Below are 15,201 nucleotides of genomic sequence, written 5' to 3'. Positions count from 1 at the left end.
CAATTGCAACTGTTGTCACAAATAATCGTAATTAACTATTTTTCTTTTTTTAAAGCCAAGGGAGATTTTCGAGAAAATACGTAATTTCCAGTAAGAATGTATCCTTTAACACCATGTGCGGGTTTCTAGTGCAAACTCTCTATCCGCAAACTCTCTGCCTGGGAGCGTCAAATCGTATATTTTCAGAAACTTTCTTGAATAGTAATACGTTAAAATAACGAGTTTCCTGGAAATCACGCTTATTTCTTCTTTGCGGGCGATTCCCTCTTTGCTCAAACTGCATATCTTACATACTCGAAAGGAAGTATAACGATGAAAAAAATGATTGCCTTATCTCTGTCCGCCGCTCTTTGCACAGCTTTGTCCACCATGTCGCTCGTTCCCGCTTCTTCCATAGCACATGCTGCCGCTACAAAAGAATTAATTCAAATTTCGGAGCAAACCCAATACTATGGGGAAGTCACAAACGGGGCACCTAACGGACGCGGTACAATTCATTGGGGAGGCAGCAAGCAATACTCGGGTGATTTTGTGAATGGCAAGCGCGAAGGCAGCGGTAAATATATCAATGAATATACGCAGGACGGCGAGAAGCATAAACTTGTCTATAACGGAACTTGGAAGCAGGATAAAATGGAAGGCAAGGGAACTTTGACTCACAAAGTGACCCAGGAAGACGGCGAGGTCATATGGAATGAAATCCAGGCGGGTACATTTAAAAACGGAGTGCTTCAAAGCGGTTATGATGTGATTCACGCTCAGGCAGACCCGGATTATAGCTTTACCTACAAAAATGGAAATGAGAAGCTGGAAATCCTCGGTACAAATTCCGGACTAAAAGAAGCCTTGCAAAAAGGCACACTATTCAGCATTAAATACCGCAACGGTTCGGTCAATCAACTATATTCCAGCTTTCCAGCGGACACTAAATCCGAACAGCGTAAATTAGACAAGGCGTTAAAGTACTTACAGGGAATCCAGAAAAAGCTGAACCCTCACATGGATGAATTCGAACGTTTGTCCAAACAAGTGCCGCTGAACTAGCAATATAACCAGATCTACAGTAAAGAAGCTGCGCAATCAAGCGCAGCTTCTTCTATAGCTTCGGATACCACTATGTTGCACTAACAGTGAATGGAAGCCAAATAAGGCTATCTTTCTAATCCAGCGCCGCTGCTGTAAAGATATATGCACGCCCATCCACATTTAAAAGCTGCGGACCATCTGCTAGTTCAGCCAGCGCTTCTTCCCAATGAATATGTCCACAGCATACGAGTGGGACAGAAGCTCCTCGCAGCTCTTGGTAAATAACCGGGTTGCCCGGCAGTCCTTGCGCCCCGATCTCCGGACTTTCATGAAGCAGTAGAATATCAGGCCTCCGCCTGACAAGCCGGCGCAAGCTTTCCAGATAACTTGCTTCCGCCATGCGGTTAGGTTTATCCGCTCTGCCAATGATTCCGCCCAACCCTGCTATAGACAGCTCTCCATATGTGATCATTCCTGCCTCAGAGAAAAAATGCACTCCTGCCGCAGCGGATAATTCATCTATCCCCTCCTGCGTCAAAAGATCATGATTCCCCGCAACGCCTGTTACGAACCCGAAGTATTTACGAAAAGCCCGCCATACAGGAAGCGGATCGCCGCTGGCCCCCCTTTGGGCTGGATCCGTAAAGAGATCTCCGCATAAGCACACCATCATCTTGTCCGGGTTCAAGTCCGGCAAATGGATTTGCAGCAAAAGCGCCAGCGTATCCGCCAGCTCTTCGCCCAGCAGCTTTTGCCCCCCTCTCGCCGATCCTCCCACATGATCTGCTTCCTGGGTCTCTCCGCACCCATGCCCGGCAATTCCTTGCAAATCAGAAGCGATAACCACCGCATCCAGTTCTTCTGGCATTCCGAGCATCTCGCCCCAATAAATGGGCAGCCATTCGTAAGATATTCCTGCCCCTTGGGTAGCTGCAGTAATATAAGGGATTTTCTCCAAAGGTTCCTTAGCGATGTCTACGATTTGCAGCGATCTCTTGCTCTGTTTCTTCATCGGATGCCTCCTGCTAAGCTTACTAAGCCCTGTTACAGATACCCTGTCACAGATAGCGGCCGAAGTAGAACTCTACTTTTTCATGTGAATATCCGTCTTCCCCTCTCCAGGTGGCCATCGACATATAATCGGTCCCCCGCCCGCGCTCTTTACGGGAATCATTCTTCGATTCCAGCAGGCCCGCATATCCCCAAATCTCCATAATTACATCACGTTCATATTTATTCGCCGGAAAAATATCCTTCCAGCGTTTCTCCAGCTGCCGGGCGGCATCCTTGTCTGCACAAGAGGCAATGGCTTCAAGCATCCGCTTTAAGATTTCCACATCCGCTTCACTGACGGTGAACGGCTCTTCCCTGCTAAGGCATTCAAGGTCCAGCAGGCAGTATGCCAGCCAGTTCAAGCGGACGCCGCCCCATTTTACCCGTTCGAAATTCAGAACATTCAGATCCTCGTTGACATATGCTTCATCGGACATCAGCTTATGGGCGTTGCAATCCCCGCAAGCACTGTACGACCGTTGTTCTGCTGGCCGCTCCGCATAAGTATGAACGGGCAAATCACGGGTAAGCGCCCAGCTGGACAAAGCGCTTCGCAAATAGACTTTTCGAGTAGACAAACTATGTAAAAAAGCCTCAACAACAGCCTCTTTGGTGAGAATTTCTTCATGCAGCTGCCGCAGCCTTTGCACACATTCATCGTGGGACCGGTTCAAGGGGTCGAACATAAGCCCGCGGCTCTTGGCATACAGAAAATCTTCCTCCGTGCAGGTATATCCCCCTCTTCTCCAACCTCCGGATTGCCAGAAGGTTTCAAATAGGATTTTTTTCGCTTTCCGATCCATAGATAATAAATATCCCCTTCCTTCACACCGTTTCGCCTATATTTCGCATATAGATCCGATTCAGCTTTGCTGATACGTTGTCGCCGTAATCCGGTCCTTGGGACAAAAAAACATATAATAAATTCCTTCACCGTAATCCTCCAAATCCGACCAATCCAGCTGTCCGATAAACAGCATGCTCCGGCCGCAGCAGGGACAATCCGGATACTCGGCATCTTGTACCCAACCCGGATATCCGCCGAATTTGGAATGGGAATCCAACTCCCATATCGCAGCGTAGCAAGCGGAACGAGGAATGTCGGATAACGTCAGTTGCGGACCGACCTGCAAATACTCCCCGCTGTATTCTTCCGATTTGATGTCAGGCAAGTAAGCTGGCTTCCGGTTATATGCACTCCAGCTTGGCGTACCGCCTCCATCCAGCTCCATATAAATAATGCCATAACATCCACAAATCACACAGGTATCCACCTGCAGCCTCTCCCAAGGCAGATTCAATTTGGCTAGTGCCGTATGGGAAGTGTCCACATCGACCAGTCTAGTTAATTTTCCGCCGCACCATGGACAATCGGCAGCGGCATATTTTAAAAATCCGGAGGACATCTGTTGAACTGAGAGATCACGCGGGTCTTCCCTTTTCAACAGCATAGCTGCTCCCTTGAAACAGATCGCGGCGTTGCCCAGAATCCGACAGCTTCCAGCCCGCTTCCCGGGCGTACAATTCCGGAACAACGTGCAATTGCTCTGCCCACTGCGGAGGCTTCATCCGCCATTCATGAAAGCGGCGAACGACCTGCTCGTCCCCAATCCAGGCTAAGGCAAGCAAAATATAATTTCTATTTTCGTCATCCCATTCTACCTGATCGAAGAGCCGGTCCCGAACCTCGGGTCCAGCGTCTCTATACAAAATTCCCGGATAGTATACCTCATGTTCCAAGAGAAGCGGCAAGCCATCGGCAATCGATTCATCACGGAAGCACATAAGGGAGGATAAAATATCACGGCTCGTATCTTCATCTCCTGATCCTAATAAGTTCAAGGCATAAACAGCCATGCTTTGCGCTTCAACGGGGGATAGCGATGCGTAAACCTGCTCTTTGCTGCGAGGGTATGCAGTGTATTTAATCAACGGATCATATTGCCGGGGGCTGTGGATGATTTTCAAAATTTCCACCGGATCATTTAGCCCTTCATACAAATTCACCGTCTTACGATGCTGTAGAATATAAGCTTCCCGCTTCCTCCGCTCTTGCTCCTGGTGGCAGGGCATGCAGTATCCTCCCGTTTTAGCGGCCGTTGTTGGCAATATCATTGCCGTGCAGCCTTCGCTTTGGCAGGGAACCTTTTCTGTCATACCTTCTCCTCCCTCCTCCTGGTTGGTAACCTGGGCAAATTCATTATTTCACGGCTGCGAGCCATGCTTCCTTGACCGGGATCGCACGTTTGCTGCTGCTCTCTCCATCCCCCTCTGCCGACCATAGCGGTGGATAATAACTCAGCACCTGATCAGCCTCAAGCTGCCTGACTTGCTCCTGCCAGCCTTTCCAGCGGAAGGTCTGGTAGAACTGCTCCAAATCTCCGCTGCCCAGCCAAGCCATAAATCCGGAATAAGCCAGCTCGGTCGACTCCCATTCCAGCGTATCCGGTGCAAAATAATAGATGCGTCCAGCATCTTCATATCGTCCTGTATTCAAGGCAAAAAAACCGCCAGCCGCATCATAGGCTACAACCAGCATTCCCTCCAAGGGAGCAAACTCTGGATCATTCTTATGAAGTCCATTCCAAGAAGCCAAGCTGCCGCATATTTCCGCTCCGCCTGCGCCTAGCAGAGTGATCCAGCCTTCGTCAAACAAAATCCCTCCGGTCCGATAGGCAACACTGCCTAAATAGGATCGGGTGCTCACTTGCAAAGCGTATAAAGTCTCCTTAGCCGCATCTAGCTCCGCTGGTATAATCCTGCAGGCATTTGTGCTGTTTTTTAGCATTTCACTAAGCTCGGCCCAGGAATCATTCGCGGTATCTATAAGTTCTTCGATGGTTATAGGTCTAGCGGGTGTATTATCCATATCTCCTCCCGTTGATTGACTGATTTGCATGCTGTACGAAGTTCGTCTAAATTCAGTTCAGCTAATTCCGCCTTGTTCCAGATTCCTTCGGTCGGACGTTTCCAGCTTACTTACCTCATCCAAGCCAGCAGCTCCTCCAGCTCGTCCTTGAGTGGCGATTCTTCCTTCCTCACACGCTGCGCAAGCTTGCTGCGGCTGCCAAAAATCCGATAAAGCACGTATTCACGCTGATAGTCCTGCTTTGCTGCCAGCTCATGCACCAGTGCGACCGCCAGTTCCGGACTGTCGATGACGATATTTTTGACCCCCCCTGCCGACTCATTGCCTCCCAATAGGATGGATATCAAGACCGGCATTAACTTCACGGAAAGCCCATGTGCTTCCACAAAAGCCTCCGCATATCCATCCTGAACCGATTGATGCTCCGTATCCACCAGCTCCATATACCGCTGCACGAGCGGGTAATAGGCATCGCTGTACAATCCCAGTCCAAATACCGCATAAGTTCCCGGCATTGCCGACTTCTCGCCAGGCTCGACATCTCCGTACCAGGCGAATTCCTCCATAGCAGCTTCTGCATATTCCGCTATACGCGGAAACAAGCCTGGATACAGGAGGCAATTGGCAAAAAAACGATGCTGCTGCGATTTCACCAGCTTTTTGACCGGTAGAACGTTTTTGGCTTTGCTTCGCAACGTAAGCTTATAACCTTTAGGAAAACCTTGCTCCAACAGCGAAATCACATAATCCAGCGCTTCGCGGTAAGCGGCCTCCTCTTCAGAGAGGATTCGAAGATCGATCGTCTGCAAAATATCATTCGCTTTGCCTTGGAACAAGCTGCCCTGCCGCATGCTTTCATACCGCCCGCTGCCCTGCTGCAAATAATTCGCTGCCTGTTCCGATCCAAGCTGCTTGGCAAGCTCAAGATATGCCTTGCGAGTGTCCGGCTCTTTATAGCCTATCTGCAGCGCCGCATAGAGGAAAAACTCCATTACATCAGCCTTCGGCGGGCTGGTCATGGCCCCCTCTTTTATCAGCCAGGCTTGCCCGAAATCCCCGCTGCGGTCAAAATACGGTTGCAAAAACTGTTCTTCCGCCCAACCTTTAAAGGCCGATGTATATTGATAGCACCACTGCTCCAGACGACTGCGGTTCGTACGATGCTTATCATTCAGACGTTGAATTAGCGGATCTATAATGTCAGACTTCTGGGCAAAAAAATGCGGATTCAGCAAATGGCGCGCAAAGAAAAATTCATCATCTTTGTCCGGCCGCACGGGCAGCTCCGCCAATACCCTGGATTGGATGAACACAGCCAGCTCCTGCTTCAGCGCTTGGAGTTTATGCTGATTGATTAGCACCTCTTGGCGGCGCAGGGCGGCGGCAGATTCCGGCTCCAATTCCAGAATCAGCTCCAGTCGGTAGTCGAAAAATCGGCTGCCGTATCGATCGGATTGAAAAACCTCCTCCACTTGACCACGCAATGCGCAATAAAGTTCCTCCAACAGCGCTTCAGCATTCATTTCCATCAAACCTTCGATATAAGAACCAGCTTTCACCGTATAAGAGCTATCGCTCCAATCAAAGGGCTCGTATAAATCGATATATATCGTTCCATATCCGCCGCCGTTTTGTTGTCCGCTCTTCCATGAAACTTTAAAATAATCGTTTACCCCAGCCTGAAGCCGGCTACGATTTTTCAGTTCCTGAATTCTTTTGCTTTCCCGCTCATAGACCGGGTTAATCTGACTCCATACATCGTCAAGAAAAGCTTTGACATATTGATTCAAACAAACTCTCCCCTTATAGACCTACGTATAGGTTCAACTTCATCCTCTGCCTCACCCTGGTTATGTTAGCCGATCGTCTCGACGACATGGCCCTCTTGATCTTTAATATGAGTCTTGACGATTTGGAACGCCAGCCCTGGCAAGGAAGGCAGTACAAACTCGCTTTCCAAAGGTACCAGCCTTTGGCTAAGCTCGGCGGCAGCTTTCTGATTCAAACGGATACTGACTTCCTTATCCTCCATACGAAACGCTGCGCTTTCTCCGGGCTCAAATACAACGCGGATTTCTTGACTAACAAGGGTAAGACTTCTTTGCTTTAATATCCGGCCGCGCAGCAGTTTGCCAATGATTCCGGCCTGCTTCGCTCCAAGCTTCACATGATCCGGCTGCTTGTTGAACCATCCTTTCTTCCCGGGCTCCCAGCCCAGCTGATCCACGAACAAAAAGCCAGTATTCGAGCCTTCCTTCTCCATCCCCTGTTCAGCTGCCTCGGCAATCGCCGGAACCTCTAAAAGAGAATCACGCGCTAAATCTGTAACATAGCCTGGGATCTGCTCCAAGCCTGCTTTCAGCACGCCTAAAGTATTCCAAGTCTGCATGGCCTCAAGCTCATCGGCTGTAATGCCGACCATTTGAATAAATTCCATTTGACCGTTCGGGGTCTCGATCGCCGGCAGTTCCGGGTCGAGTGTAAAAGCGAGCGCAGTGAGCTTCGTGTCTGCGCCGAGGCAGATCGGGCCATTGGCATCCAAATAATCACCGGAGCGGAATACATTGCCGCTGCCGAACACGTATCTTCCCATATTTTGCAGCAAATTGAGCGCCCATGCTGGAGGCTCTTCCTCGTCTTCATTCCGCACCAGCCGGAACGTAAGTTCAAACCCGTAGCCGCTATACTCTGCATTGTCCAATTCCTTTTCATACAGTTCCGAGAATCCGTACGTAACAAAATGCCAATGAGGCACCGGCGTCTCGCTTTTGTAGGCGCTAATACCATCAAGCGGATCCTCGCCTCCAAGTGAATAAGGAACCAGCGTCCCGAAATGCTTCGGTTCCTGCTGCCCATAGATTTTGCCTACTTCCTGATCAATCGCATCCCAGCCGGGTGCATTTACTTCTTCACTCATCCCTTTGCCTCCTATGTATATATAATTGCGGAGCTTCCTCCATCATTTACGGTAATTTTCGCATGCTTGCTTGGCTATTTTCAGGCTTCCAGGCCACAAGAATTCCGGCTTCACCCAAGTGCTGATTCACGGCTACAAGATGTCCAACGGGCCACTTCCACTTCCACTTCCCATATAAAATGACTGTCGATCGGACGAAGCACCCAACAGGTACTTTCCTTATAAAAGCCGGTCAGACGAAGCATCCAACAGGTGAATGGGAAAAGTTTGATAAAGCGAAACTCCTGTGCACCAAATGACCACCTCCTTTTCGGACGCATTGGTTTTTCTAACGAAACTACAGAACGCTATTGCCGCATTTACAAGCCCAATTCCAGTCTAACGAAACTGATGAACGTTATTTTCGATAAAAGCGAGCTTTACGCCCTCATTTTCGTCCAATAGCGATACCCTGTTTCGTTAAAACTTTCGCACTCTCTATTCGGCCTCAATAGCGATATCCAGTTTCGTTAGAACTTCCTGGTTTTTCTAACGAAACTACAGAACGCTATTGCCGCATTTACAAGCCCAATTCCAGTCTAATGAAACTGCTGAACGTTATTTACGGTAAAAGCGAGCTTTACGCCCTTATTTTCGTGCAATAACGATACCCTGTTTCGTTAAAACTTTCGCACTCTCTATTCGGCCTCAATAGCGATATCCAGTTTCGTTAGAACTTCCTGGTTTTTCTAACGAAACTACAGAACGCTATTGCCGCATTTACAAGCCCAATTCCAGTCTAATGAAACTGCTGAACATTATTTACGGTAAAAGCGAGCTCTACGCCCTTATTTTCGTGCAATAACGATACCCTGTTTCGTTAAAACTTTCGCACTCCCTATTCGGCCTCAATAGCGATATCCAGTTTCGTTAGAACTTCCTGGTTTTTCTAACGAAACTACAGAACGCTATTGCCTCATTTACAAGCCCAATTCCAGTCTAACGAAACTGCTGAACGTTATTTACGGTAAAAGCGAGCTCTACGCCCTCATTTTCGTGCAATAACGATACCCTGTTTCGTTAAAACTTTCGCACTCTCTATTCGGCCTCAATAGCGATATCCAGTTTCGTTAGAACTTCTGTTTAAGGTACTTCTACTCGGAATTACATGATCAACACCGCTTTCTTTTCTAAAATGTTTATTAAGGCTTATTTTCCAAGCCTACTTAGTGTCGCCGCTTCGCTGACCTGGAGCCACTCCGTATGCCTTCTTTCTACTCCGCCGCTATCTCGGCAAGCAGGTTCGGTTCAATCGGTTTGCTTAACCAATGTTCATCGGTTTGAACATGGTTTTTGCGGACGAATTTGGCTACGGACCGTTTGAAATCCTCATACACAAAGGCGGATGCCAGCCTGACAACGTATCCTTCCTGCTCTCCGCCGCAGCGAGACTGTGTCGTATAACACGCTTTGGCCGCTTCCTCGCTCCAGATTCCCCGATATAGCACAGGAACTGTCGATAAATGGAGCCGTGCCGCCCAATCCACCGTCTCATCCCAGGACAGGCAAATATTGCGCTCATTCCATACGGAGAACAGCATGAAATAACTTGGCAATGCCGTATAGTACAGGGAATGCTTCGCATACACATTCTCACCGCATAATCGATATCCTTCCGGAATCGAATATTTGATGCCGCCGTGCAGCGTTTTGACGTAATGCCGGGACGGGTGGTCCTTACTGTCCAGCGATCTGGCATGAATGAGATCCGGGTACATGGTTGTATTTTCACCGTCCATTTTTTCGGTAATAACAACTTCTTGCCCTGCAAAATGATCGGTATGTCGCAAAATCTTATCGTCATCGGTATACCCGCGCGACCATGGCAGGTGCATCGTTTTTGGATATTTGATTTTCATGGATCAAACACCTCTTTTCTATTTAGAATGCTACGGCATCCTCATTTAGCAAAGGAATCCGCCTCAGCAAAAAAATACAGCTCCGCCAGCCGATCCTCGCCAAGTAAATGATAAATTCGAGACGCACCGGCATCACCGCCGTGCAAAATCTCCATATGGAAGCTGACTATATCCACGACATGCAGAATAAAATTCTCCTCATAGCCGAGCTCCTTCAGCGCATGGCAAGCAATCATGGCAGACACATGCTCGTGCCCGAAATAGGAGTAGTACCCGCGCATCTCTTTCCATACTTTGCAAAACGGTTTACCCGCATCGTGGAATAAAGCTGCCAGCTGCATCGCCAGCAAGCTGTCGCCTTCATAGAAGACATTGATATAATCCAGGACAGCATAGGTATGCTCGGATAAGGTCTTGGAATGATACGGATTCTCCTGATCATATCCCAGCATGACGCGGAAATGCGGCGAACTTGCCAAATAAGCAAACAGTTCATCATGCCCCGCCCGCTCCTCCAACAGCTGCTCTAGTCTGGACCGACCGAGACCGATTTCTGCCGCAGCATGCACCAGCTGTAAAGCTTGAAACCCTTCGCCTCGAACAGGGAATTCAAAGTTTTTGGCAAACTTGGTAAGCACCGTATCACTGATTCGTCGCTTTCTTCCCTCGATTCGTTCCTTTGCTATCGCATAAGGAGTATCAAATACGTGACACTGAACCGGGAAGTCTTTGAAATGTTTTAAAAACTTGAGCCGCCGATCCCTGCTGACATTTGTAGCATCAAAGACCACATTTCTGCCCGTCCCAAGCGCCTCTCCTATCTCTGCAAAGGCCTGCTCAAAAACCAAATACGTATTTTTCTGCTTCGACTCGCTGCCGAACAATCTTTCCCGAATGGAATCGGTTGCTACCAACACGGCTTGCTCCCGCTTGCATAATTGCTTGGCGTAATGGCTTTTCCCGCTGCCCGGAATGCCGACCAGCATATGAATTACACTCATCGCTTTTCACCTCCTCTCATGACATCGCTGCCTACTTCATGTTATACGCAGGTGAGCGGGTGGACGTTGCGTGGATGTGGCATTACATCAGGTTGCTGAGCCTTAACTCCCGCAAGGTAGCTATCTTTGCCTTGTCTGCACCCAACTTCCCCTCCTTTCCGGCAGTCTTATTTCAGTATAAAGGAAGCATTTTGAGAAGCACACAGGACCAGCGACGCATCGGGCTCGGCCTTTTCACCTGAATTTTCCTGTTTATGGGCTGTTTGGTCCTACTTTCATGGTATAATTTGACGGATCTATAATGAAAAGGGGATCAGCTATCTATGAGCAGATTATTTCAAGATTCTAATAGCGACAAAACCTGGAAAATCGATTGGGACGGGAATCGTGTAGTGATGTCCAATAACGGGGGCAAGCCTCGGGAGAAGATGTTTGATGACCTCGAAGCAGCGGCAAAATATGCGAAAAAAGAAATGTGGAACAAGCTAAAAAAAGGCTTCATCTATAGGAATGACAAGGCAGCGCCGGGTACACCATTGTTTCAACTCTATATCGGTGCCGGTTACACCGGATTCATGCCGCTGGCCGCGGTCTCCGGCACCAACCAGTTTTATGCTGGATATGTGGTCGGCCAATTTGAAAAGGAAGAAATCTATCTTCTGGATGAGCAGGGGCAAAAACAGCTCACTTGGGAGTTGGCAGGCAATCATTTGATTTATGATATGTTTTATTGTCCGGAGGCGGGAGAGCTTCTGATCAACGACAGTCATCAGATTTCAGGAATCTCCGCGGATGGGAGCGTTCGCAGCTGCACTTCGTTTACATATCATCATAGCACGCTATCCCTAGCCGGAAACCATGGGCTTTGGTACGATGGAACTTATTTAGTGGTGACAGACCTGCTGACACAGGAACGTCTTTATCAGAGGGAGGCAACACCAGAAATCGTTAATGGTCACAGCCCTCAGCTATGCGCCGCCTTATCGGGAAATGGACGCTTAATGGCCTACTGTACCCATTCTGATGAAATTATCATTTGCGATATGGAGACAAGCTCTACGCATTCGATAGCCAAAGATATCAGTGCTATGACCGCAGCTATGGACTTTTCAGCCGATGACCGCTACTTATTTACTCAAGAACAATACGGCTCATGGGAGCTTGCATGCTATGATATGAATACTCTAACCAGGCGATCAGAATGGAAAACCGAGCATGTTCGGAGCTTCGCCGTACATCCTTCCAAGCCCTTATTGGCCCTATTCAGCTTTGGAACAGTTGAACTCTATCATACAGAGTCCTGGCAGCGAATACTCGAGTTCAGGCCCGAGCATGTCGTGAAGAACTGCAATTTGGTCTTTACGAAAGATTACCTGGCGCTATATTCCGATTATGGCTGCATAAGTTTATATGCTATTTAACTAGCTTGTCTAACAAGCCGATCAAAAATGATTTGTAAAGAGCATGGCAAAGCCCCCTATCTTACGGAAACTTTTGACCGTTAGATGCAAGAAATAGCGGCCTCGCCTTTCTTATGAATAGCTTTGACTGTTAGACTCAACAAGCAGCGACCTTGCTCCACTTAGGGACATTTTTGACCGTTAGAGGCTTCCAACGGTCATTTTCCCTTGTAATGAACCTTGTTGTCCGTTGCACAGGCAATGCACTCATCGATCAGCGCTAACGGTCAATTATGTCCGCCAGGTGCCTTGAGAATAGAAAAAAGATGCCGTTTGACCTGGTGTAAGACCTCGGCAACTTTAAAGAATTCGCCCATTTTCCAGGAAACAGAATCTTTTAAAGGCTTTATTTTCAACAGTGAATCTTATTGAAGAAACTTTTTGCATTCTTCCACATTATTTTGTTCCAGCTTAAGCAGTTGATTGGCCAGAGCCAGGATCTCCTGGTCCGCATCAGCATATTCTTTCAGCTTCTTCGTTAAATCAATAATCCCCATCGTACTCCCCTGAATCAGCATCTCGGAAATATGAGAAGGGGTCTTATTGGTCAAAGTCTTCAAATTAATCATGATATAAGTAGATGCTTTCGAGAAAGAATTGATATTTTTTGCTACCTTATTTACTTCTTTTAATTTTTTATCTGTACGATCATAAATCGATTTATATTCTTGAAGCAGGGTTTGAAGCAATTTTTTATATTCCTCTTCTTCAGAAATACCAATTAACTGACCAATTGTATTTTTCCCCATCTCAGCATTTTGGTGAATATAATTTAACAACTCTACATTTCCATTCATCTTAAACACCTCCAGTACCTAGTTTGCTCGAAATTGATTTTATTATTATTTCCATTCAGCATTTAAAAAACATATAACGACAAACTCTCTTCAAGGGGAAAACACTACCGTCCTGATAAGAAAACAAAACAGGAGCGTCTCCGTTTCAAGATCGAAAAATCAACCTTGGAGACTGCCCCGATTTTTGTTGTGTGGTCCAGTATTTATGTGCAAATCGGCTCGAAGCCTAGCCTGCTTTGCTGACACTTCCACAAGCCAATAGCCCCATAGCCCGACGATCTAATAAAAGCACCGTCATAACTTCAATTACCGGATGGTCAAATCAGCGGGCAGCGAGCAACACCAATATGCTCGAGTCATTTTGCAATTACCCGCTCTATTATGATTGAATCACAACCTCGCCGGTCGCTTTGTTCCATTTTAAATCGATGCCCAAACCTTCACAAATTATCTCAAGCGGGAACAAGGTCGAGTTGGACATGAAAATGATGTTGGCTGGAGCCACCGATTTTTTGCCATTGATGTATACCTCGCCTGGCTTGCCTTTGTTTATAGATACCGTCCGGCTCCCGGAATTGAAGCTCCATTCTGTATAAGAACGCGGGACAGCCTTCGGATCTTCCGCCTTTACTTCTTTACGGGTAATGGTTACACCCATTGCTTCAAACACACTGGTGTAGGGAACGTATAATTGATGATCCACTACGCCTGAGGTAGCATAAAAACTGATGTCCTCACCGTTCACTTTCCAAGACAAAGCTTGCTGTACGGGAGTTATCAGCACCTCCGAGCCGTTATACTCCGAGCCACTGCCGGAGGCAAGCCCGGCGTTATAGCCATTAGCCCAGGCCAGGAGCTCCCCTTTTTCATCTAAGGCAATGCCGGTCTGCCCCGTCGTTCCCCATATTGCCGAGATGCCCGTCAAACCTTTGACCTGAAATGGCTTGGCCTTGCTGCCAGAATTATAGTCCCATTGCCATACCGCACCGTCCTGCTTTAGTGCATAAAGCCGGTTATAACCTGTCCCGATGTCGGAAATTCCTTTTAAACCGCTGACGGCTGTTAATTTCTGAATGTCCTCGTTCCAGCGCAGAACCGTTCCGTCCTTACAAAGCAGGAAGGCGTTGCGTCCTGATACGGCAATGCGGGATATCTCCGTTTTGAGCGGCTGCGGCGCCTTCAGCTCCTTCCCCGCCCGATATCTTCCGTAAACATTGTTATAGGTGCTTAATGAGCTGGCCTTGCCCTCCTGATCAAGAATCAATGCCGAAAAGTCCATAATCACCACCGTTTTGGCCCCTGCAATCCCTTGAAGCGGTATATATTTGACCTGCTTGTTGGAATCCTCATCATAAAAAATATGCCACAATGTCGCCGTACCGTCCTCATGCACGGCAATGCCTGCAAATCCGTTCGTGCTGATGGATTTCACGTTGCTCAAGCCTTTGAGCCTGACCGGAAGCTCTCTCTTCTGAGCAGGAAGCAAAGGATCATCATTTACATATCCCGAATATTGCTGTCCCCAGGCCCAGACCTCTCCTGCAGCCGTCACAGCAAATGACGTATTCATCGCTGCAGCAACCTGGGTAACGTGCTCTAATCCGGCTATCTTCTTAGGTATGTATTGATGAATGCCCGTACCATCCCCGACCTGGCCGAATTTATTGTATCCCCAACCGGTAACCGTGCCGTCGCTCCAGGCCGCAATTCCATATGCATCTCCGCCTGCGGCGCTAACGACCTGGGCCGAAGCCGCCTTAACTTCATAACCGCCCGCCCATAAGCCGCCGATGGCCAGGCAAGCTATAATGCACCATTTTCCGAGGAGATCCCTTCGCTTCATCCCACTTCCCCCAATCGATCGAATATGTTACCAAGCCATAATACCATATATTGGATGTCAGGAGCTAAAAAGCCTGCAAGATGCAGCAATTTACCCCATCTTGTAACCGTAGACACCGCAGAGCATAAATTCCTGCGAAAATGCAGTTATTCTTCAACGCTATCAGCTCAAAAGCTAGAAAAAACTACCGATTGTAAAGTCTCCTATGAACAGATGGTTTGGCACGAAAAATTCGGCATTTTTACAGTTCAAGTTTAGATAAAGACTTTAAGTTTTGATGGTAGTTTCTATTAAAGATATGAATTTATATCCCGGATAAAGGCTTAAAGTTTAGATG

The 15,201-nt window shown here is 47.8% G+C and carries 13 protein-coding genes; 2 read left to right on the top strand and 11 right to left on the bottom strand.

Annotated features, from left to right (window positions below; translation table 11 throughout):
• Positions 1 to 312: 312 nt before the first annotated feature.
• Entirely contained in the window at positions 313 to 1,044 is a 732-nt protein-coding gene (locus DMN77_RS03205; protein WP_068780920.1) for an MORN repeat-containing protein, read from the top strand.
• A 115-nt stretch (positions 1,045 to 1,159) separates the two neighbouring features.
• Here DMN77_RS03205 and DMN77_RS03200 read toward each other — a convergent pair whose 3' ends face one another.
• The 9 genes from DMN77_RS03200 to DMN77_RS03165 form a co-directional block, all read right to left on the bottom strand.
• On the bottom strand, positions 1,160 to 2,038 hold the full coding sequence (locus tag DMN77_RS03200; RefSeq protein ID WP_179013477.1) for a metallophosphoesterase family protein: 879 nt from the start codon (positions 2,036 to 2,038) through the stop codon (positions 1,160 to 1,162).
• 46 nt (positions 2,039 to 2,084) lie between these two features.
• Positions 2,085 to 2,882: a hypothetical protein gene (locus DMN77_RS03195; protein ID WP_179013475.1), complete on the bottom strand. Its 798-nt coding sequence runs from the start codon at positions 2,880 to 2,882 to the stop codon at positions 2,085 to 2,087.
• A gap of 60 nt (positions 2,883 to 2,942) precedes the next feature.
• Entirely contained in the window at positions 2,943 to 3,524 is a 582-nt protein-coding gene (locus tag DMN77_RS23735) for a YwqG family protein (RefSeq protein ID WP_256872213.1), read from the bottom strand.
• The gene (locus DMN77_RS23730) at positions 3,502 to 4,236 is read right to left on the bottom strand and encodes a hypothetical protein (protein WP_256872212.1); all 735 of its coding nucleotides are present in this window, start codon (positions 4,234 to 4,236) and stop codon (positions 3,502 to 3,504) included. Before DMN77_RS23730 ends, DMN77_RS23735 begins: the two co-directional genes overlap by 23 nt.
• Before the next feature lie 43 nt (positions 4,237 to 4,279).
• Positions 4,280 to 4,948, bottom strand: a complete 669-nt coding sequence (locus DMN77_RS03185) for a DUF2625 family protein (protein ID WP_068780916.1) — start codon at positions 4,946 to 4,948, stop codon at positions 4,280 to 4,282.
• 110 nt (positions 4,949 to 5,058) lie between these two features.
• Positions 5,059 to 6,738 (bottom strand): DUF6138 family protein, encoded by a 1,680-nt coding sequence (locus tag DMN77_RS03180; RefSeq protein WP_179013474.1) that lies wholly within the window; start codon positions 6,736 to 6,738, stop codon positions 5,059 to 5,061.
• A gap of 65 nt (positions 6,739 to 6,803) precedes the next feature.
• Positions 6,804 to 7,865, bottom strand: coding sequence for a suppressor of fused domain protein (locus DMN77_RS03175; protein ID WP_179013472.1), 1,062 nt, complete (start codon positions 7,863 to 7,865; stop codon positions 6,804 to 6,806).
• A gap of 1,253 nt (positions 7,866 to 9,118) precedes the next feature.
• Positions 9,119 to 9,763, bottom strand: a complete 645-nt coding sequence (locus tag DMN77_RS03170) for an RNA ligase family protein (RefSeq protein WP_179013471.1) — start codon at positions 9,761 to 9,763, stop codon at positions 9,119 to 9,121.
• Between the two features lie 41 nt (positions 9,764 to 9,804).
• Positions 9,805 to 10,764, bottom strand: coding sequence for an AAA family ATPase (locus DMN77_RS03165; RefSeq protein ID WP_179013469.1), 960 nt, complete (start codon positions 10,762 to 10,764; stop codon positions 9,805 to 9,807).
• A gap of 323 nt (positions 10,765 to 11,087) precedes the next feature.
• On the opposite strand from DMN77_RS03165, the gene DMN77_RS03160 reads away from it, so the two are divergent.
• Positions 11,088 to 12,185: a WD40 repeat domain-containing protein gene (locus tag DMN77_RS03160; RefSeq protein WP_179013467.1), complete on the top strand. Its 1,098-nt coding sequence runs from the start codon at positions 11,088 to 11,090 to the stop codon at positions 12,183 to 12,185.
• 404 nt (positions 12,186 to 12,589) lie between these two features.
• Here DMN77_RS03160 and DMN77_RS03155 read toward each other — a convergent pair whose 3' ends face one another.
• The gene (locus tag DMN77_RS03155; RefSeq protein WP_218652833.1) at positions 12,590 to 13,021 is read right to left on the bottom strand and encodes a hypothetical protein; all 432 of its coding nucleotides are present in this window, start codon (positions 13,019 to 13,021) and stop codon (positions 12,590 to 12,592) included.
• 379 nt (positions 13,022 to 13,400) lie between these two features.
• Complete coding sequence (locus DMN77_RS03150) at positions 13,401 to 14,864, bottom strand: stalk domain-containing protein (protein WP_179013464.1); 1,464 nt, start codon at positions 14,862 to 14,864, stop codon at positions 13,401 to 13,403.
• Positions 14,865 to 15,201 lie beyond the last annotated feature (337 nt).

Origin of the sequence: Paenibacillus sp. 79R4, assembly GCF_013393165.1 — a bacterium.
Taxonomy (GTDB): domain Bacteria; phylum Bacillota; class Bacilli; order Paenibacillales; family Paenibacillaceae; genus Fontibacillus.
This window is presented reverse-complemented; position numbering and strand designations above follow the sequence as displayed.